The organism is Streptomyces sp. NRRL S-455, assembly GCF_000717875.1.
GTDB lineage: Bacteria > Actinomycetota > Actinomycetes > Streptomycetales > Streptomycetaceae > Streptomyces.
On record NZ_JOCT01000021.1, the window covers coordinates 16972 to 35600 of the forward strand.

Consider the following 18629-nt stretch of genomic DNA (forward strand, 5'->3'; position numbering starts at 1 on the left):
CGTATGACGGGGCCTCTCACGGCTTGCCTACTGCTTACCGCACAGCGAGACGACCTTCTGCTCTTCCTCCGAGAGGCTGGGGCCGGGGCTGGGAGTGGGTGCGGTCGTGGTCGGGGGCGTGGACTGCTCAGGCGCCGACGGCGAGCCCGACGGGCTCGACGGGTTCGACGAGTTCGACGGGTTCGGCGTCGGTGTGGCCTTGGACGTGAAGGAGGCGGGAGTGGTTCCCGTGGTGCCCCCGGCCTCGCCTTCGCCGGTCTTGGCGTTGTCCCGGTTCTCGGCTTGGCGCCGCTGCTCCTGCTTCTTGCATGCGGATGCCTGCACGGACAGTTCCTGGATCTTCGCCTGGGCGTTCGTCAGCCCGCCCTCGGCGATGGTCGCCTTGACCAGCTTCTGCTGGTAGGGCGGCAGGTACTTGAGTTCGATCTCGGGGTGGTCCTTCTCGACTTTCGAGAGCGAGACCCAGGCCAGGTCCTGGCTGATGCCCCGGTACAGCGCGACGTGCTCGTCCTCGGCGCCGACGTAGTACTGGGTCTGCGTCCAGCGGTACCCGCCGTACAGACCGCCGCCGACGACGGCCAGCGCGAGGGCGCCGTAGAACGATCTCTTCAGCCACCGGCCCTTCTTGCGTGGCTTGGTGAAGTCGTCGCCGTAGTCGAAGCCGTCCGCGGGGATGAAGCCGGTGGTGTCGCCGGAGCCGGGCGGGCCGAACTCGCCGCCTCCGCCGTCGTGGCCGTGTCCCTGCCGGCCGAGGCCGGAGGCGCGGCCGGCGGGGGTCTGCATGATGCCGTTGTCGTGCAGCTGGTGCTGGTTCTCTGCTACGGCGCCGACCACGACCGGGGTGTCGGAGAGCTGGCCGGCGAGGGTGTCGCCGGTGTCGAGGTCGAGGACGTCGGCGACGATGACGGTGATGTTGTCCGGGCCGCCGCCGCGCAGCGCCAGCTCGATCAGGTTCTGGACGGTCTCATGGGGGCCCTGGTAGCTGGCGAGGGTGTCCTCGAGGGTCTGGTGGGACACCACGCCGGACAGGCCGTCGGAGCAGATCAGGTAGCGGTCGCCCGGGCGGACCTCGCGGATGGACAGGTCCGGCTCGACGTGGTCGCCGCTGCCGAGCGCGCGCATGAGGAGCGAGCGCTGGGGGTGGGTCGTGGCCTCTTCCTCGGTGATGCGGCCCTCGTCGACCAGGCGCTGCACCCAGGTGTGGTCCTGGGTGATCTGGGTCAGCACGCCGTCACGGAGGAGGTAGGCGCGGGAGTCGCCGACGTGGACCAGGCCGAGGCGCTGGCCGGTCCACAGCAGGGCGGTCAGGGTGGTGCCCATGCCCTCCAGCTGCGGGTCCTCCTCGACCATGGAGCGCAGCTGGTCGTTGGCGCGCTGGACGGCCGTGCCGAGGGAGGTGAGGACGTCGGAGCCGGGGACGTCGTCGTCGAGAGCGACGATGGTGGAGATGGCTTCGGAGGAGGCGACCTCTCCGGCCGCGGCGCCGCCCATGCCGTCGGCGATGGCGAGCAGGCGCGGGCCGGCGTATCCGGAGTCCTCGTTGCCCTCACGGATCATGCCCTTGTGCGATCCGGCGGCGAAGCGCAGTGACAGACTCATGCGCACCTCGCCTGTCGGCTCCGGGTACAGCCGGTCGTGTCGAGCCACACTGCCCACCCTCCGGTCGGGAGCGCGCCGGGGCCCGGGGTGGGGCCCGCCACTGCGTGCTCGCTCCGCTCGCGCCTATCCATGATGTAGCACTACTTCCGCAGCTCGATGACGGTCTTGCCGATGCGGATCGGCGCGCCCAGCGCAATCGGTGTGGGAGTCGTCAGCCGGTTCCGGTCCAGGTACGTGCCGTTGGTGGAGCCGAGGTCCTCGACGATCCACTGGCCGTCGCGGTCCGGGTAGATCCTGGCATGGCGGCTGGAGGCGTAGTCGTCGTCCAGCACGATCGTGGAGTCGTGCGCCCGGCCCAGGGTGATGGTCTGGCCCTGGAGCGCGACCGTGGTGCCGGTGAGGGTGCCTTCGGTGACGACCAGCTTGGTGGGGGTGTTACGGCCGCGTCGCCCGCCCGCGGGCTGCTGGCGCTGCTGCGGCGGTGCCTGGCGGGCCGCGGCCTGCTGCTGGCGGCCTGCCTCGCGGCGTGAACCGCGCTGGGTGACGCGCGTACCGAAAAGGTCGCTCCGGATGACCTGCACGGCCACGATCACGAACAGCCACAGTACGGCCAGGAAACCCAGCCGCATGACCGTGAGGGTCAGCTCTGACATTGCCCCCGCTTCACCCTTCGGCTTGCCGGTAAATGATGGTGGTGCTGCCCACGACGATCCGCGAGCCGTCGCGGAGCGTAGCGCGGGTGGTGTGCTGCCCGTCCACCACGATGCCGTTGGTGGATCCGAGATCCTGGATCGTCGAGGGCGTTCCGGTCCGGATCTCGCAGTGCCGGCGGGAGACGCCGGGGTCGTCGATCCGCACGTCGGCTTCGGTGCTGCGGCCCAGTACCAGCGTGGCGCGGGAGATCTGATGGCGGGTGCCGTTGATCTCGATCCAGTGGCGGGTGCGTCCGCCGGCGGCCGGGGCGGCCGGGGGCCGCTGGCCGCTCGCGGGCTGTGGGTAGCCGTATCCGCCGGGACGGCCGCCGGGCGGCGGCGCGGACGGCATGGGCGGGGCGCCGGCGGGCGCGGCGGCCGGCGGGTAGCCGTACCCGCCCGGGCGGCCGCCCTGCGGGGCCGCGGGCGCGGCGCCGCCGCCTCCCGGGCCGCTCTGCTGGCTGCTGGAGGAGGCGAGTGTGCGGCTGCGTACCCGGTACAGGCCGGTGTCGAGGTCCTCCGCCTTCTCCAGGTGCACCTTGATCGGGCCCATGAAGGTGTAGCGCTGCTGCTTGGCGTAGTCGCGCACCATGCCGGCGAGCTCGTCGCCGAGCTGGCCGGAGTAGGGGCTGAGCCGCTCGAAGTCGGGGGTGCTCAGCTCGACGATGAAGTCGTTGGGCACGACCGTCCGGTCACGGTTCCAGATGGTGGCGTTGTTGTCGCACTCGCGCTGGAGAGCTCCCGCGATCTCCACGGGCTGGACCTCGGACTTGAACACCTTGGCGAAGGTGCCGTTGACCAGACCTTCGAGACGCTGCTCGAATTTCTTCAGGACTCCCATGGGGCACCTCCTCCGTCGCTGCCGTCCTGTGTACTGCTCTGAGGGCCGCTTGCCTGGTACTGCTTACTGATCGTATCCACGCGCCGCTCGATCGGCTGGTTCCCCCTGTCAGGCCGGTCGACGGGTGTCGACGGATGACGAAGTTCCCTGTGGAGCTCGCCTTCGAACTCCTCCGGTGGTACTGCTGCGCGTAACCGCTTCGCGTACTCCTCGCAAGGATCGTAGAGGCGGCTGCAGACCAGTGTCCCGCACCGGGCTGTGGACGCGGACCGCCTCCTGGGGAGACAGCGGGTACCGGTACGAGGTTGATACGTGAAGCGGTACGCGTTGATACGTGGGCAGGCCACCGAAGGTTCGGAGGCCGGTCTGCCTGCGGGAAGAAGGGATGTGAACCCACCCCGTCCAGCGTGCTAATGTTCTGGGTGTCGGAAGGCGCCGGGCCCCAAGGGGCAGGAGCCCAGGACACACCCAATGCGCGGGTGGCGGAATAGGCAGACGCGCTGGATTCAGGTTCCAGTGCCCGCAAGGGCGTGGGGGTTCAACTCCCCCCTCGCGCACACCGCGAAAGGGCCCATCGTGATCACGATGGGCCCTTTCGGTATTTTCTGAGCCCGTCCGCTGCGGTGTGATGATGCTTACACGCATGACCGCCCGGTGGGCCCGGGTGCTTGTCGATCTTCGGTGAGGCGCCGGGGTGTGGTCGGTCTCACTCCTCCAGCGCCTCACTCTTCACAGGGCCTCACTCCTCACAGACCCTCACTCTGTACGGGGGTTCACTCCCGCACACCCGCCAGTTCCGCCGGGCGGCGCCGCAGGGCGAGGGCGGCCGGGATGGCTGCCGAGATCACTGCCAGGAGCCCACAGGCGGCCGTCGTCGTGCCGAGGGCCCGCCACGGGAAGGCGACCGTGACCGGGGCCGACTGCAGCGCGAGGGCGCTTCCCAGCGTGGCCAGGTTGGCGGCGGCGACCAGGAGGCCGAGGAGCGCGCCGGCCGTCACGACCGTGAGGGCCTCGGCGCCGGTCATCCGCAGCACCTGCCACCGGGTGGCTCCGGCCAGCCGTAGCACGGCCAGGTCGCGGACCCGGTCGGACGTGCCCATGACCATGGTGTTGGCCACGGAGATGCCGGTGTAGAGCAGGGCGATACCGAGAACCAGCAGGAGGCCGAGGCGGGTGGTGCGGTTGGTCTCGGGGTGGGTGGCCCGGATCCACTGGTCCCGGGTGAGGACCTGCCCGTTCCCGGCGCCGACCGCCGTGCGCAGCGCGGTGGCCACGGCTTTCGGATCCGTGCCGCGGGCCAGGGCCACGTCCACCCGGTCGACCGTGGCGCCCGGGGCGTTGCGCGGGGTGACGTAGACGCCGTTGTCGCCCGTGCCGGTGGTCATCACCGCGGCGATCCGCAGGACGCGCGGCGTCCCGTCGCCCAGCCACACGCGTACCCGTTCGCCGACCCGGTGCCGCTGCCACTCCTCGTTGACGATGATCGAGTCGTCGTCGAGGCCGCTCGGCTCGCCGGCGGCCAGCGGCAGTCGGGTGGTGGCCGCCAGGGGGCCGGGGGACGCGGCCCGGGCCTCGGAGCGGACGAGGGCCACGCCGTCCTCCAGGACGTGGACGGCCGTCGACGACGACGGGGACACCTCGGCGCCCGGTACCGCGCGCAGTCGGCGCAGAGTGGCGTCGTCGAAGCCGCTGCCGGCGGCGGGGGTCACGACGAAGGCGGCGGTGGAGGTGCGCTCGTCGGCCTCGGCGCTCTTCGCCCGGTTTAGGGTCGCGGTGGCGCCCAGCAGGGAACCCGCGAGGGCGACGGTGACCAGGACGGGAGCCGCGAGGGCGGCGGTGCGGCGTACTGAGGTGGCGGTGTTCTCCCGGACCAGCAGGGCGCAGACGCCCGGCAGCCGGGCGAGCAGCCTGACCAGGGGACGCAGAACGAGGGGGGACAGCAGGGCGGCCGCCGTGATCAGCAGCATGGGCCGGATGACATAGGACTTGCGGTGGAGCAGGTCGCCCGGGTCGCCGGTCAGGGCGAGGGCGAGCGTCACGGCGGCCGTCAGCAGCAGGGCCGTACCGCACAGCAGGCGGCCCGGGGTCACCGTCCTGCTGTCGGCGGACGCTTCGCGCAGCGCCTCGGCGGGGCCGGTGCGGCCGGCCCGCCAGGAGGCCGCGGTCGCTCCGCACAGTGCGACGAGCAGGCCGGTGAAGAAGGCCGTGTGGTACGGCCAGGTGTGGTCGCCGATGGCGAACCAGGCCGGGGCGAGGCCCTCGCCGACCACCCAGGAGGCCAGCGCGGGCGCGCCGTGAGAGCCGAGGACGCAGCCGGTGGCCGAGGCGAGCGCGCCGACGGCGAGGGCCTCGGCGAGGACGGTCCGGCGGATCTGGCCCGGGCTCGCCCCGGAGGTGCGCAGCAGCGCGAACTCACGGCGTCGCTGGGCGACCGCGAAGGCGAAGGTCGACGCCACGACGAAGACCGACACGAAGGCGGTGACACCGCCGGCCGTGCCGAACAGGGCGTTCATCGCGGTGAGCGCCTCGCTGTCCCGGTCCGGATCGGCGTCGGCGAGGCGGCGTGTGCCGCCGGTCAGGACCTGGGCGCTGTCGCCCACGGCCTCCCGTACGGCCGACGGCTCGCCGTCGACGGCCACCTGAGTGCTGACCGGCTGTATGCGGGCGGCGTGCGCGTCGGTGAAGAACACGGCGTTCTCGAAGCCGCGCGACGTGAGGGTGCCGACGACGCGCACCGGGCCCCGGTCGGTGTCGATCAGCCTGCCGGGGCGCGTCCAGTCGCCGGTGACGGCGACCTCGCCGTCCGTCCGGGGTGCCCGGCCGGTGGCGAGCTGGTACGGGGCGAACGCGGCGGTGGACCAGGGGTGACCGACCAGGTCGGCTGGGCCGCCCTCGGCGCGCACGGTGAACGACCGGTCCTCGACGACCGGCCCCAGCTCCTTCAGGCGCGTCACGGTGGTGGTGGGCACCGGCCGCGGGTGGGTGAGCCGGGCCGCGCGGTCGCCGGTCGGGGTCGGGACGCGCAGCGTGTCCTGCCCCATGACGACGACCGGCGCGGTGGCGAACCGCTCGGGCGCGCGGTCCGGTGCGGTGGCCGACGAGGCCAGGGCCAGGCCCATCACGGTGAGCAGGGCCACGCCCAGGGAGAGCGCGACGAAGCTGCCGGTGAAGGTGACCCAGCGGGCGCGCAGGGTGCGCAGGGCGACGCTCAGCACGGGACGGCCTCCAGCCGGGTCATGCGCGCGGCGACGGCGTCGGCGCTCGGACCGGCCAACTCCCCGTGCACGCGCCCGTCGACGAGGAAGACCACCCGGTCCGCGCAGGCGGCGGCGACCGGGTCGTGCGTGACCATGATGACCGTCTGGCCCTCGCGGTCGACCATGGCGCGCAGCAGCCCGAGCACCTCATGGCCGGTCCGCGTGTCCAGGGCCCCGGTCGGCTCGTCGCCGAACAGCACGTCGGGGCGGGTGATCAACGCCCGTGCCAGGGCGACGCGTTGCTGCTGGCCGCCGGAGAGCTGGGCCGGTCTGTGCCGGGCCCGGTCGGCGAGACCGACCTGCTGGAGCGCCTGGCGCACCCGGGCCCTGGGGACGCGCTTGCCGGCCAGGCGCAGGGGCAGGGCCACGTTCTGCTCGGCGGTCAGCGAGGGCAGCAGGTTGAACGCCTGGAAGACGAACCCGATGCGCTCGCGGCGCAGCAGGGTCAGCCGCCGCTCGCTCAGCCCGGTCAGTTCGGTGCCGCCCACGGTGACCGACCCGGAGGTGGGCCGGTCCAGACCGGCGGCGCACTGGAGCAGGGTGGACTTGCCGGAGCCGGAGGGGCCCATGACGGCGGTGAAGGTCCCGGCCGGGAAGGCGAGTGAGACCGCGTCGAGTGCGGTCACCGGTCCGTACGTCCTGGTGACCGAGTCCAGCCGGACGGCGTCGTGTGTCATGGGTTCCCCACCTCGTGTCGATGTCGCTTCCACGAAACAGGGCGGGGGCGGGGCGGCGCAGTGCGGCGGGGCCTAGACCTTGGGTAGGGCCAGGCATACCTCCGGTTCTCCCGCTGGGCCCATGGCCGGGGGCGGGGCCGGCTTCTACGGTGATCCTCATGCACCCTCGGAATGTGTGGCAGGCCATGGCCCGCCCCGGTTACCTGCTGTCGGCGTGGCCTTGGCGGTCGGCCGGCTACCTGCTCACCGGCGCGGTGACGGGTGCCGTCGTGCTCGTGGGGATCGTGGTCTCGGTGGTGGCCGGAGGGGTGCTCGCGGTGGCGCTGGTGGGGGTGCCGTTGTTGCTCGCCGTGGCGCTGGCGGGTCTGCCGGTGGCGGCGGTGGAGCGGTTCCGGCTGCGGCTGGTCGACGCGGAGCCGGCGTCGGGCCGGCACCGGCCACCGGGGGAGCCGGGGCTGTGGGCGTGGCTGTCGACCCGGTTGCGGGAGCGCTCCACCTGGCGGGAGTTGGGGCACACCCTGCTGTTCGCGGGGGTGTTGTGGCCGGTCGACGCGCTCGCGTTCGCCGTTTTCCTGCTGGGCCCGTTGTCCGTGCTCGCGACGCCGTTGCTCCTGGCCACGGTCGGCGAGGCGAAGGTGCTCAAGGTGTGGCTGGTCACCGGTTGGCCGGCGGCCTTCGGGTTCGCCGTACTCGGGCTGGTCCTCCTGGCCCTCGGCGCCTACCTGATGGGTGTCACCGCCGGTGCCCGGGCGGGGCTGGCCCGGCTGCTGATCGCGCCGGGCGAGGCCGACCTGGGGGCCAGGGTCGTCGAACTGGCCCGGTCCCGGGTGCGGTTGGTGGACGCGTTCGAGGCGGAGCGGCGGCGTATCGAGCGGGATCTGCACGACGGGGCCCAGCAGCGGCTCGTGGCCCTGACGATGACGCTCGGCCTGGCCCGTCTGGACGCCCCGCCCGGCCCGCTGGCCGACCAGCTCGCCAAGGCGCACCAGGAGGCGGGCACCGCTCTCGCGGAACTGCGTGAGCTCATCCACGGCATCCATCCCAAGGTCCTCGCCGACTACGGCCTCGAAGCCGCCGTGGCCGATGCCGCCGACCGCTCGGCCGTGCCCGTGGACGTCGACCTGGAGCTGCCCGGGCGGCTGTCCCAGGCCGTCGAGGCCGCCGCGTATTTCGTGGTGTGCGAGGCGCTCGCCAACGTGGGCCGGCACAGCGGGGCGAGCCGGGCCGAGGTGAGCGGCGGGTATCGCGAGGGCCGGCTGGTGCTGCGGATCCGTGACGACGGGCGCGGTGGGGCGCGGGCCGGGGAGGGCAGCGGACTGACCGGACTCGCCGACCGGGTGTCGGTCCTCGATGGCAGACTCTCCCTGTCCAGCCCGACCGGCGGGCCGACCCTGCTGTGTGTGGAGATCCCTTGTGACCCTGCGAGTTGAGCGACCGCTGCGCGTGGTCCTGGCCGAGGACAGCGTGCTGTTGCGGGACGGCCTCGTCGGGTTGCTCGGCCGCTGCGGACACGAGGTCGTCGCGGCCGTGGGGGACGCCGAGGCGCTGATCACGGCGGTCGGGGAGCACGACCCCGACATCGTCGTGACGGACGTGCGCATGCCGCCCGGATTCCAGGACGAGGGCCTGCACGCGGCCGTGCGGCTGCGCCAGGAGCGGCCCGCCCTGCCCGTCCTCGTCCTCAGCCAGTACGTGCAGCGCCGCTACGCCGCCGAACTGCTCGACTCCGGTGACGGCACGGGCGTCGGCTACCTGCTCAAGGACCGCGTCGGCCAGGTCGAGGAGTTCGTGGAGGCGCTCGGCGAGGTCGCCGACGGGGGCACGGTCGTCGACCCCGAGGTCGTACGGCAGCTGCTGCGCCGCCGGCGCGATCCGCTGGAGCGGCTCACCCCGCGCGAGCGGGAGGTGCTGGCGCTGATCGCCGAGGGGAAGTCCAACAGCGCCGTCGCCCGCGAACTGGTCGTCTCCGAGGCGGCCGTGGGCAAACACATCTCCGGGATCCTCGCCAAGCTGGACCTGCCACCGGCGGACGAGACCCACCGGCGGGTGCTGGCGGTGCTGGCGTACTTGCGGTCCTGAGGCGGGCCCAACGCGCCCCGCTCGCCGACGCGTTGTGCGAAAACCGTCGAGTTGGTTTCATTGCGTGGCCATCAGAGCCCTTGCAGGGGAGCCACGGGTGACCAAACAGTACCGGGCCGTCCGGACCCGTCTCGCGCTGATCCGGTCGGCGGCCGAGCAGTTCGAGGCACGGGGATACGTCCGGGCCAGCCTGGCGGAGATCAGTGCGGGAGCCGGCGTCAGCGTCGGCGCGCTGCACTTCCACTTCGCGAACAAGGCCGCCGTGGCGGAGGCCGTCGAGCAGGCCGCCGCTCGCGCCCTGCGCGCAGCCGCGGCCCGGGGCCGTGATGGCGACGGGTGCGCCCTGCAGCGCCTCGTGGACGCCACCCACCAGGTCGGCCGGCTGCTGCGCGCCGACACCGTGGTGCGAGCGGGGCTGCGGCTCAACACCGAGGCGGCCGCCGGGCGGGGCCGGGACCTGCGCCGGGAGTGGCGGGAGTGCGTGCACGAGCTGCTGGCCGAGGCGGAGCACAGGGGCGAACTCGCCGCCGGGGTGGCGCCGTACCGCGTCGTCGCCGTCGTCCTCGCCGCCACGACCGGCATCGAGGTGCTGGCCCGGGACGACCACGGCTGGCTCGGGCGCCATGCGCTGACCGACCTGTGGCGCATGCTCCTTCCGTGCGTGGCGGAACCGCGTGTGGCCGACTCCCTGGACCCGGCCGGGAGCCTGCCGCGCCTCGGGGAGCATGACGCCGACGTGCGCGCGGACGGGACGCCGGGCGAAGCCGGCCGGGCGGGGCTCGCGCTGCGGTAGCGGGGTCGCGCCACCTGGCCGGCTTCGGCTCACGCCGGCGCCGACAGCGGCTGAACGGTCGTCAAAACAAACCGGATGCCAAGTTTTTCGAGTTTTCGCGTCGTGCGCATCGCACGATGGTGTCCCAGCCCCTGGACCAAGGAGCGATGAGTCGTGGCACAGCAGGCATGCCCCTTCCTGACGATCGACCCGTCCGGCCAGGACCTGTACGGAGAGATATCCCGGATCCGCGACCAGGGTCCCGCCGTGGAGATCGAACTCCCCGGTGGGGTACGGGCGTGGTGGATCAACGGCCTGGAGCTCAACAAGCGGCTCCTGGCCGGCCCCGAGACGAGCAAGGACGCCTTCCAGCACTGGCCGGCCTGGATCAACGGGGACATCTCCCGCACCTGGCCGCTCGCGATCTGGGTCTCCGTGCGCAACATGGTCACCGCCTACGGCCCGGACCACAGCCGGCTGCGCAAGCCGATGGCCGCCGCCTTCACCAAACGCCGCGTCGACGCGCTCCTCCCCCGCGTCCAGGAGATCGTCGACCGGGCTCTGGACGGCCTGGAGCGGGTCCCCGCGGGTGAAGTCGTCGACCTGCGGGCCGCGTTCGCCGCCCCGGTGCCGCACGAGGTGGTGTGCGAACTCTTCGGTGTACCGCGTGGCGAGGACGGTCCGCGCGGGGCGCTCTACCGCATCATCAACCGCTTCTTCGACACGGCGATATCCCTGGAGGACGCCCAGGCCAACGCGGTCGAGCTGTACGGCACGCTGACCGCGTTCCTTCAGGACAAGCGCGAGCACCCGGCCGATGACCTGACGACGGCTCTCATCGCCGTCCGTGACGAAGGCGCCCTCAGTGAACAGGAGTTGATGGACAACCTGATCCTGCTGCTCACCGCCGGCTTCGAGACCACCGTCAATCTCATCGACAACACGGTGCACAGCCTGCTCGCCCACCCCGACCAGCTGGAACTCGTCCGCTCGGGGCAGGTGACCTGGGAGGACGCCATCGAGGAGTCGCTGCGTTTCGAGGCGCCCGGCGCCATGTCGGGCCTGCGCTACGCCGTGGAGGACATCGAGATCGAGCCGGGTCTGACCATCCCGAAGGGCGACCCGGTCGTGGTCTCCTTCGCCGGCGCCGGACGCGACCCCGAGCGGCACGGCCCGGACGCCGAACGGTTCGACGTCACCCGCACCACCAGCCGCGACCACGTCTCTTTCGGCCACGGCGTCCACCACTGCCTGGGCCGGCCGCTGGCCATGGCCGAGGCGACGGCGGCCCTCACGTCCCTGTTCGACCGTTTCCCGCGGCTGGCCCTTGCCGATCCGTCCCGGCCTCCGAAGCGGCTGCGGTCCATCATCTCGACGGGGCACCAGGAGCTGCCCGTGCTGCTGCACGGACGGGACCCGGGCCCCGTGCCGGGGCCTCGCCCGGGGGAGGCGGAGGCGATCAGGAAACTCGCCGGTCCCGGAGGAACGAGCGGTACCACGGGGCCGCGCGGGTGAATGCGGCGGCGAATCCCTCACCGGGTGAGCAGTCGAGGTCCTTCCAGAAGGCGTGGTCCGCGAACCAGTGGTCGACGGTGAGGATGCCGAGGTGATGCAGGGCGAGCGGATTTCCGGCGGCCCGGTCCAGGGCGGTGGCGACATCCACCGTCGCACCGCCGCCGGGCGCCTCGACCTGGGTACACACGGCTTCGATCAGGTCCGCGGCCGGCACCGGATCGGGGTGGTTGACGTGGTGCACACCGCTGTCGTGGGCCGGCGACAGGGCCGCGGCGACCACGGCACGCGCCAGGGTGTCGACGTCGATCATCGACTGGAGCGCCTCGCAGCCGGTCAGGGTCGCCGACAGCTCGCGCAGCAGGTGCGCCAGTCCGGGGACGACCCAGCGGTCGCCCTCGCCGTACACGAGGTGCGGGCGCAGCACCAGGCCGCCGGCGTCGAGGACGTGCCGTTCGGCGGTGGCCCGGCTGCGGCTGGTGGCCGACGCGGGCGCGATCGGCACTTCCCCGGGGAGTACGCCCCGGAAGGGGCCCCGGCCGTACACCGCGGCCGTGCTGACGTACACGATCCGGCGCACCCCGGCGCGCACGGCCTCGTCGACCAGGGCACGGGTGCCCAGGTCGTTGACGGCTTCGGCGGTCCCGGTATCGCCGCCGATCCGTGTGGCGCAGTGCACCAGGACGTCGGTGCCCGCGCACACTCCGCGCAGGGAGGACGGGTGGAGGAGGTCGCCGTGGACGAGTTCGCCGGGGCCCGCTTCCGGCCGCGCCCGGCGGGAGAGGTGCCGTACCCGGACGTCCGGCCGTTCCGCGGCGATGGCGGCGACGCGACTGCCGACGAAGCCGCTCCCGCCCGTGACCAGGAAGTCGACCGTCACGGCAGCGACCGTATTCGGGCCGGCTGTGCGCAGGTCAGTGTGGCGTCGAAGACGGACTCGCCGTCCTGCCGGCCGGAGACCCGCACGGTGACCTCCCCGGGGTCCCCGTCGCGCACGTCGGTCTCGATCCAGCAGGGGCTGTCCAGTTCGGCGTAGCGGGCGAAGGTGGCCGTCATCTCGCGGGGCAGGAACGGGTGCCGGCCGGACGCGGCGGTCGCGGCCTGGCGGGCCGCCTCGAACAGGACCATGCCGGGCACGTGGTCGTTGGGCCGGGGGAAGAGGACCGGGTGACCGGTGTCGACGCGCAGCCGCCAGACGCCCGGGCGGTCGGCGGGGGCGAGGACGACGTCCTCGGCGCGAGCGCGGCCGGCGACCCGGGGGGATATGCCCCGCAGCAGCGGCACCGGGGTGCCCAGAGCGGCCAGCTGCCGGGCCCGCAGGCGGCGGTAGGCGAGCGGGGAGGTGCAGCCGGTGCTGCCCGTGCCGCGTGCGACGAAGCGTCCTGCCCGGCGGAACTCCATGGTGGTCCGCATGCTGTGCAGGCCGCGACCGCGGCGGCGGATCTCGGAGCACACGACGTCGATCTCGACCGGTTCGTCGGCTTCCGCCAGCAGGAGCGCGGACGGTTCGGTGGAGACGGTCAGGTCGTACATGACGAAGTGGGTGTCGGCCGGCGCGCCGAACTCGGCGTGCGCGAGCACCATCGAGGCCTGCCGTAACGTTTCGCCCACCATCATCGGGTCCTGGTGGTGGTCGTCCACGGGGCTGAAGAAGTGGTGGGTGGCCGGCCAGTGAGCGGTGAAACGGAAGCGGGTGTCGGAGATTCGCCTCCAGCGGGTGGGGAAGACGTCCGTCTCGTTGGTGCGGTGGGCGAGTTCTTTGGTGACCGAAGTGGATTCCGCTCCGGTGACCGGGACGGATCCGGGGGGTTCGGTGGGTGGGACGACCGCGGGTTGTGGCGCGTTCTCGACGGCCGCGACAGTTCTGTTTGCCGGACGGGCCCCGTGTCCGGTCTGATCGTCAGCGGGCGCGCGCAAAGGACCTGACTGCGGCATGAGAACCCCCAAGGATCGACTGCCTGGCCTAGATCAGCATTTGACTAAGATACGAACTAGCCGGTTTTTTTCAAAGGGCGAGCCGCACCGCTGGGACGGGCTCCCGCGCCCCCGCTGCACAGCGATTTCACAGGGATCGACGGAGATTCAGGAGGCATGCGATGGCGCGACAGGAGCGCGCGATCCGCACCCGGCGGACCATCCTGGAGGCGGCCGCGGCCGTCTTCGACGAACGCGGCTACACCTCGGCGACCATCGGGGAGATCCTGGACCGGGCGGGGGTCACCAAGGGCGCGCTGTACTTCCATTTCGGCTCCAAGGAGGAGCTCGCGGTGGGGGTGTTCGAGGAACAGCTCGCGATCGCGCTCCCGCCGCAGTCCAGCAAGCTCCAGGAACTCGTCGACTCCGGGCTGGTGCTGGCCCGGCGGCTGCGGTCCGAACCGCTGGTGCGGGCCAGTGTGGGCCTCGCCCTGGACCAGGGGGCCATGGACCTCGACCGTATGGCGGCCTTCGGCATGTGGTTCGACCAGAACGTGCAGCGGCTGGCCGAGGCGAAGGCACAGGGCGAACTGCTGCCGCACGTCGACGTGGCGGAGACGGCGGAACTGCTGGTCGGTAGTTTCTCGGGCGTGCAGCTGCTGTCCCAGCTGCGCTGCCAGCGGCAGGACCTGGAGCGCCGTGCCGTCGTTCTGTTCGAACACTTCCTGCCGAGTATCGCCGTCCCCGCGGTGCTGGCCCGCCTCGACATCTCGGTGGAGCGGGCCGAGCGGGTGCTGGCGGAGGTGCGGGTCCGGACGGCGGGCGTGCCGGCGCAGGCTTCGCCGGGGGCGGTGCAGGCTTCGTCGGGGGCGGTGTCGGCCTCGCCCGGGGCGGTGCAGGCTTCGTAGCCGACGCCGGTGACCGGGGTGGTTGTCCACAGCCGTGGAGTTGTCCACAGGGTCTGACGCGTTCGCGCCGCCGGTTGTACGGTCGACACGAGTTGATGTTCGTGCGCGTGCGGGGGAGGCGGTCGATATGACCAAGGATGGAGCAGAGGCCGGAACCAGGACGGAGGACGGGGTTCCGCGTCGGCTGCCCCGGGTGCGGGGCTTCGCCGAGTGGCCGGCCGAGGGATCGCCCAGGGAGGAGGGCAAGGCCCTGCGCAAGCGCGTCCCGCGCAGCGCACACGCCACGCTCGATCTGGACGCGTCCCGGCCCGGCGCGGTCGACGCGGTGGAGGAGTCGAGCCGCGGCCGGCTGCCCGAACTCACCCCGCTCCGGGTGGGCCGCATGGCCGCCACACCGTTCGCCTTCCTGCGCGGCGCCGCGGGCCTCATGGCGTACGACCTGGCACGCACCCCCATGACCCGGATCCGGGCGCAGATCTGCGGTGACGCGCACGCGGCCAACTTCGGCCTGTACGGCGACGCGCGCGGCGGCCTCGTCATCGATCTGAACGACTTCGACGAGACGGTGCTCGGCCCCTGGGAGTGGGACCTCAAGCGCCTCACGACGTCCCTGGTGCTCGCGGGCCGTGCGGCGGGCGCCGACGAGGACCGGTGCCGCAAGGCGGCCTACGACGCGGTGGGGGCCTACCGGCGCACCATGCGGCTGCTGGCGAAGCTCCCGGTGCTGGACGCGTGGAACGCCATCGCGGACGAGGAGCTCGTCTCCCACACGGACGCCCATGATCTGCTCGGCACGCTGGAGCGGGTCTCCGAGAAGGCACGCCACAACACCAGCGGCCGTTTCGCGGCCAAGTCGACGCAGCCCACGGAGGACGGCGGGCGGCGCTTCGTCGACGCCCCGCCGGTGCTGCGGCGCGTCCCGGACGCGGAGGCCGCGGCGGTGGCGGCGTCCCTCGAGGAGTACGTCGGCACACTGCCGGAGGACCGCCTGCCGCTCCTCGCCCGGCACGCGGTGCACGACGTGGCGTTCCGCGTCGTCGGCACCGGCAGCGTCGGCACCCGGTCCTACGTCGTCCTGCTGCTGGACCACCGGGGTGAGCCACTGGTGCTGCAGGTGAAGGAGGCGCGGGCGTCGGCACTGGTGCCGCATCTGGTGACCGCCGGTTTCGAGGCGTCGGCGGCCGAGCACGAGGGCCGGCGTGTGGTGCGGGGCCAGAAGCGGATGCAGGTCGTCAGCGACACGCTGCTGGGCTGGACGACGGTCGACGGGCGCCCCTTCCAGGTCCGCCAGTTCCGCAACCGCAAGGGCAGCGTCGACCCGGCCGCCCTGGCGGCCGACCAGATGGACGACTACGGCCGGATGACCGGCGCGTTGCTGGCCCGCGCCCATTCCCACAGCGTCGACCCGCGGCTGATCGCGGGGTACTGCGGCAAGAGCGAGGAACTGGACGAGGCGATGGCGGCGTTCGCCGTAGCCTACGCGGATCGGACCGAGGCGGATCATTCTGACCTGGTGACGGCGGTTCGGGAGGGCCGGATCGCGGCGGAGACGGGCGTATGACGCAGCCGCGGGCAGTCGGAGAGCCCGGGGAGTGAATGCCGGGAGCTTGGGGGAGGCACGCCGCGGCGGCGGGCTGCGCAACGCCCCGCCCAGGACGCTCCCGGCCGTGGCCTAGGCTGGTCGGGTGACGATCCCGGAACCTGAAGAGGGCGGCGGCGCCGGTCCCGAAGAGGACGCCCCGCGTCCCGAGGCACGGCTCGAGCGGGCCGTACGGGCCGCCGAACAGGCCCTGATCGAGTACGAGATCGCCGTGGAGACCTTCCGCGTCGAGGTCGAGAACTTCTCCCGGCTGCACGAACAGAAACTCGGCCCGCTGTACGCCCGCCTCGAGGAGCTGGACGCCCGGATCCTGGAGGCGAGGGCCGCCCGCAGCGGCGACCCCGAGGACCGGCGCCGGGCCGAAGAGGCCCGGGCCCGCCTCGCACCGATCCCCGGCGTCGAGGAACTGCTGCACGGCTGGATGGACGACAACGGCCTGTTCCCGGAGGCCGTGTCGATGCTCACGGACCAGGCGGTCCGGCCGCCGCAGCGGGTCCGCCCCAGCGAGGAGGCCCGCAAGCTCTACCGCGACCTCGCCCGCAAGGCCCACCCGGACCTGGCCCAGGAGGAGACCGAACGAGCGCGGCGCGAGGAGTTCATCACCCGGGTGAACGCCGCCTACGCCCGGGGTGACGAGGCGGAGCTGCGCGAGCTCGCCGAGGAGTGGGCCAAGGGACCCGAGCTGAAGCGGGTCCCGAGCCGCGCCGAGGAGCTCTACGCCCGGCTCGAATGGCTCGCCCAGCGCAAGGAGCTGCTCGCCCTGCTCGCCAAGGAGCTGGAGGAGAGCGCCATCGGCCACATGCTCCAGCTGGCCCCGGACGACCCGGACGGTCTCCTGGAGCAGATCGGGCAGCAGCTGCTCACCCAGGTCACGGAACGGGAGACGGAGCTGGCCGAGCTGCTCGGCGAGGCCGGGGGCTGAGCCGTGCCCCGGCCGTCCCCCTGGCCGTTTCGGGTAGCGTCGGACGCATGAGTTTCGGAGCTGGTGTGCCCACGGTCGCGGTCGCGGACCTCAAGGACGGTGACTTCCTGCTGGACGTCCGCGAGGACGACGAGTGGAAGGCCGGTCACGCCGAAGGGGCACTGCACATTCCCATCAGCGAGTTCGTCGCCCGCTACGGCGAGCTGACCGAGGCCGCCCCGCAGGACGGCCGGATTCACGTCATCTGCCGCTCCGGCGGCCGTTCCGCCCAGGTCACGATGTACCTGGCCCAGCAGGGCATCGACGCCGTGAACGTCGACGGCGGCATGCAGGTGTGGGAGGCGGCGGGCCGTCCCGTGGTGAAGGACGACGGGCAGCAGGGGTTCGTCCTCTAGGCCCGGCAGGGTTCAGCGGGATTCAGCGCCCCCACGCGGGGCGTTCAGGCCAGGGGATGAGCCGCCAGCAAGTCTCCCAGGGCCTCCTCGTGCGCCGCCGCCGGGCCGAGCGACAGCTCCAGGTGCTTGGCCCAGGCGTGGTACCGGTGCAGGGGGTAGTCGACATCGGCGCCGAACCCGCCGTGCAGGTGCTGCGCGGTCTGCACGACGCGTCGCACGCCCTCGGCCGCCCAGATCTTGGCGACCGCGACATCACCGGTGGCGGGCAGTGCGCCCGGGGCTCCGGAGGCGAGCCGCCAGGCGGCCTGCCACAGGGTGGCCTCCATCGCGCGGAGGTCGATGTAGCGGTCGGCGGCCTGCACGGCGACGGCCTGGAAGGTCGCGATCGGGAAGCCGAACTGCTCCCGCTCACTCGTGTACGTTCCGGCCATCCGCAGCACCCGCTCCCCCAGTCCGAGCGCCAGCGCACACGTCCCGGTGGCCAGCAGGTCCCGCAGCCACTCCCACGCCCCATCGGCGTCGATCACGTCCCGGGCCGCCAGCCGCGCCGACTCCAGCCGCAGTTCGCCGAGGCGCTCGCCGCTGGTGGAGAACTGCTCGGCGAGGACGGCCCCGTCGTGACCGCGAGGCACCAGGGCGAGCACCGTCCGGCCGCTCCCCGTGTGCGCGGGGACGACCGTGACGTCCGCGTCGTACGCCCACGGCACCGCCGTCTGCACCCCGTCCAGCACCCACGCGTCGCCGTCCGGCCGTGCGGTCACGGCGAGCTCGGCCGGATCGTGGCCGGTGCGGCCATGGGCGGCGACGGTCAGCACCAGCTCGCCCCGGCCGGCCCGGGCCAGCAGAGCCGACTTCGCCTCCTCACCGCCGTAGGCCTGTACGGCCGCCGCCGCCGCACTGCTCTCCAGCAGCGGCACCCTGGCCAGTACCTTCGCCGACTCCCGCAGCACCAGGCAGAGCGCGATCGCGTCCAGGTTCACCCCGCCGTAGCGGGTGTCGAGCAGCAGGCTGAGCAGGTCCGCGTCGGCGAGCCGGGCCCACAGCGCGCGGTCGCAGGCGTCCGCGACGGCGCCCGGGGTGAGGGCCGGGCTGGGCACGGCGTCCGGCGCGACCCCGGCGAAGACGCCCTTCGCCGCCTCGGCCGCCGCCTGCTGCTCCTCGGTGAAGGTGAAGTCCACGGTGCCTGTCCTCCCGGCCGGTCCCGTTGAGCTGACGCGCGCAAGATAGAACAGGTTCTAGAAGAAGGGAATGGGCGTAGGGCGGGCGCCGTAAGGTGTCACTCCTGTGCCGCTGCCGGCGTGTCACTCCTGTGCCGCCGCCGGGTGTGGCGATGGCCACGGCCGGGACCGGTGGCCAGGGGCTGTGCCGGGGTGGACGGCCTGAGTACCGTGCCCGTGCCGACGCCGCGCGGCGGTGCGAGGGCGGACGACGACGCCCTCGCGGCCGGGCGGACGGAACGAC

The 18629-nt window shown here is 72.8% G+C and carries 16 protein-coding genes and 1 tRNA gene; 9 read left to right on the forward strand and 8 right to left on the reverse strand.

Going from position 1 to position 18629, the window contains the following annotated elements; all coding sequences use genetic code 11:
• Positions 1 to 27: 27 nt before the first annotated feature.
• The 3 genes from IE97_RS0125375 to IE97_RS0125385 all read right to left on the reverse strand — a co-directional run bounded on the left by IE97_RS0125375 (position 28) and on the right by IE97_RS0125385 (position 3132).
• Positions 28 to 1599 carry a Stp1/IreP family PP2C-type Ser/Thr phosphatase gene (locus IE97_RS0125375; RefSeq protein WP_030899938.1) on the reverse strand — a complete coding sequence of 524 codons (1572 nt, stop codon included), beginning with the start codon at positions 1597 to 1599 and terminating at the stop codon, positions 28 to 30.
• A 140-nt stretch (positions 1600 to 1739) separates the two neighbouring features.
• Complete coding sequence (locus IE97_RS0125380; RefSeq protein ID WP_030244951.1) at positions 1740 to 2252, reverse strand: FHA domain-containing protein FhaB/FipA; 513 nt, start codon at positions 2250 to 2252, stop codon at positions 1740 to 1742.
• A gap of 10 nt (positions 2253 to 2262) precedes the next feature.
• Positions 2263 to 3132, reverse strand: coding sequence for an FhaA domain-containing protein (locus IE97_RS0125385; protein ID WP_030244953.1), 870 nt, complete (start codon positions 3130 to 3132; stop codon positions 2263 to 2265).
• Positions 3133 to 3605: 473 nt separating this feature from the next.
• On the opposite strand from IE97_RS0125385, the gene IE97_RS0125390 reads away from it, so the two are divergent.
• Positions 3606 to 3689, forward strand: a tRNA-Leu gene (locus tag IE97_RS0125390).
• 216 nt (positions 3690 to 3905) lie between these two features.
• Here the strand turns inward: IE97_RS0125390 and IE97_RS0125395 are convergent.
• Entirely contained in the window at positions 3906 to 6347 is a 2442-nt protein-coding gene (locus IE97_RS0125395; RefSeq protein ID WP_030244956.1) for an ABC transporter permease, read from the reverse strand.
• Positions 6341 to 7066, reverse strand: a complete 726-nt coding sequence (locus IE97_RS0125400; RefSeq protein ID WP_030244957.1) for an ABC transporter ATP-binding protein — start codon at positions 7064 to 7066, stop codon at positions 6341 to 6343. The genes IE97_RS0125395 and IE97_RS0125400 overlap by 7 nt, the downstream gene beginning before the upstream one ends.
• Before the next feature lie 158 nt (positions 7067 to 7224).
• Here IE97_RS0125400 and IE97_RS0125405 point away from each other — a divergent pair, with 158 nt between their 5' ends.
• The 4 genes from IE97_RS0125405 to IE97_RS0125420 all read left to right on the forward strand — a co-directional run bounded on the left by IE97_RS0125405 (position 7225) and on the right by IE97_RS0125420 (position 11432).
• Entirely contained in the window at positions 7225 to 8496 is a 1272-nt protein-coding gene (locus tag IE97_RS0125405; RefSeq protein WP_420706138.1) for a sensor histidine kinase, read from the forward strand.
• A complete protein-coding gene (locus tag IE97_RS0125410) occupies positions 8486 to 9145 on the forward strand; it encodes a response regulator transcription factor (protein WP_030244962.1) in 660 nt (219 codons plus the stop codon). The genes IE97_RS0125405 and IE97_RS0125410 overlap by 11 nt, the downstream gene beginning before the upstream one ends.
• 97 nt (positions 9146 to 9242) lie before the next feature.
• On the forward strand, positions 9243 to 9938 hold the full coding sequence (locus tag IE97_RS0125415; protein ID WP_037844779.1) for a ScbR family autoregulator-binding transcription factor: 696 nt from the start codon (positions 9243 to 9245) through the stop codon (positions 9936 to 9938).
• A 153-nt stretch (positions 9939 to 10091) separates the two neighbouring features.
• The gene (locus tag IE97_RS0125420) at positions 10092 to 11432 is read left to right on the forward strand and encodes a cytochrome P450 family protein (protein WP_030244966.1); all 1341 of its coding nucleotides are present in this window, start codon (positions 10092 to 10094) and stop codon (positions 11430 to 11432) included.
• Here IE97_RS0125420 and IE97_RS0125425 read toward each other — a convergent pair.
• A complete protein-coding gene (locus tag IE97_RS0125425; RefSeq protein WP_030244967.1) occupies positions 11377 to 12309 on the reverse strand; it encodes an NAD-dependent epimerase/dehydratase family protein in 933 nt (310 codons plus the stop codon). The genes IE97_RS0125420 and IE97_RS0125425 overlap by 56 nt on opposite strands.
• Positions 12306 to 13346 (reverse strand): ScbA/BarX family gamma-butyrolactone biosynthesis protein, encoded by a 1041-nt coding sequence (locus IE97_RS0125430; RefSeq protein WP_234331855.1) that lies wholly within the window; start codon positions 13344 to 13346, stop codon positions 12306 to 12308. Before IE97_RS0125430 ends, IE97_RS0125425 begins: the two co-directional genes overlap by 4 nt.
• A gap of 179 nt (positions 13347 to 13525) precedes the next feature.
• On the opposite strand from IE97_RS0125430, the gene IE97_RS0125435 reads away from it, so the two are divergent.
• From IE97_RS0125435 to IE97_RS0125450, 4 genes are all read left to right on the forward strand, one after another.
• Positions 13526 to 14251, forward strand: a complete 726-nt coding sequence (locus IE97_RS0125435) for a ScbR family autoregulator-binding transcription factor (protein WP_030899920.1) — start codon at positions 13526 to 13528, stop codon at positions 14249 to 14251.
• Positions 14252 to 14378: 127 nt separating this feature from the next.
• The gene (locus IE97_RS0125440) at positions 14379 to 15812 is read left to right on the forward strand and encodes a DUF2252 domain-containing protein (protein WP_030244975.1); all 1434 of its coding nucleotides are present in this window, start codon (positions 14379 to 14381) and stop codon (positions 15810 to 15812) included.
• Between the two features lie 124 nt (positions 15813 to 15936).
• On the forward strand, positions 15937 to 16773 hold the full coding sequence (locus IE97_RS0125445) for a hypothetical protein (RefSeq protein WP_030244977.1): 837 nt from the start codon (positions 15937 to 15939) through the stop codon (positions 16771 to 16773).
• 65 nt (positions 16774 to 16838) lie between these two features.
• Positions 16839 to 17168: a rhodanese-like domain-containing protein gene (locus IE97_RS0125450; RefSeq protein WP_030244979.1), complete on the forward strand. Its 330-nt coding sequence runs from the start codon at positions 16839 to 16841 to the stop codon at positions 17166 to 17168.
• Between the two features lie 44 nt (positions 17169 to 17212).
• Here the strand turns inward: IE97_RS0125450 and IE97_RS0125455 are convergent, their stop codons facing one another.
• On the reverse strand, positions 17213 to 18346 hold the full coding sequence (locus IE97_RS0125455; protein ID WP_030244981.1) for an acyl-CoA dehydrogenase family protein: 1134 nt from the start codon (positions 18344 to 18346) through the stop codon (positions 17213 to 17215).
• Positions 18347 to 18629: the final 283 nt, after the last annotated feature.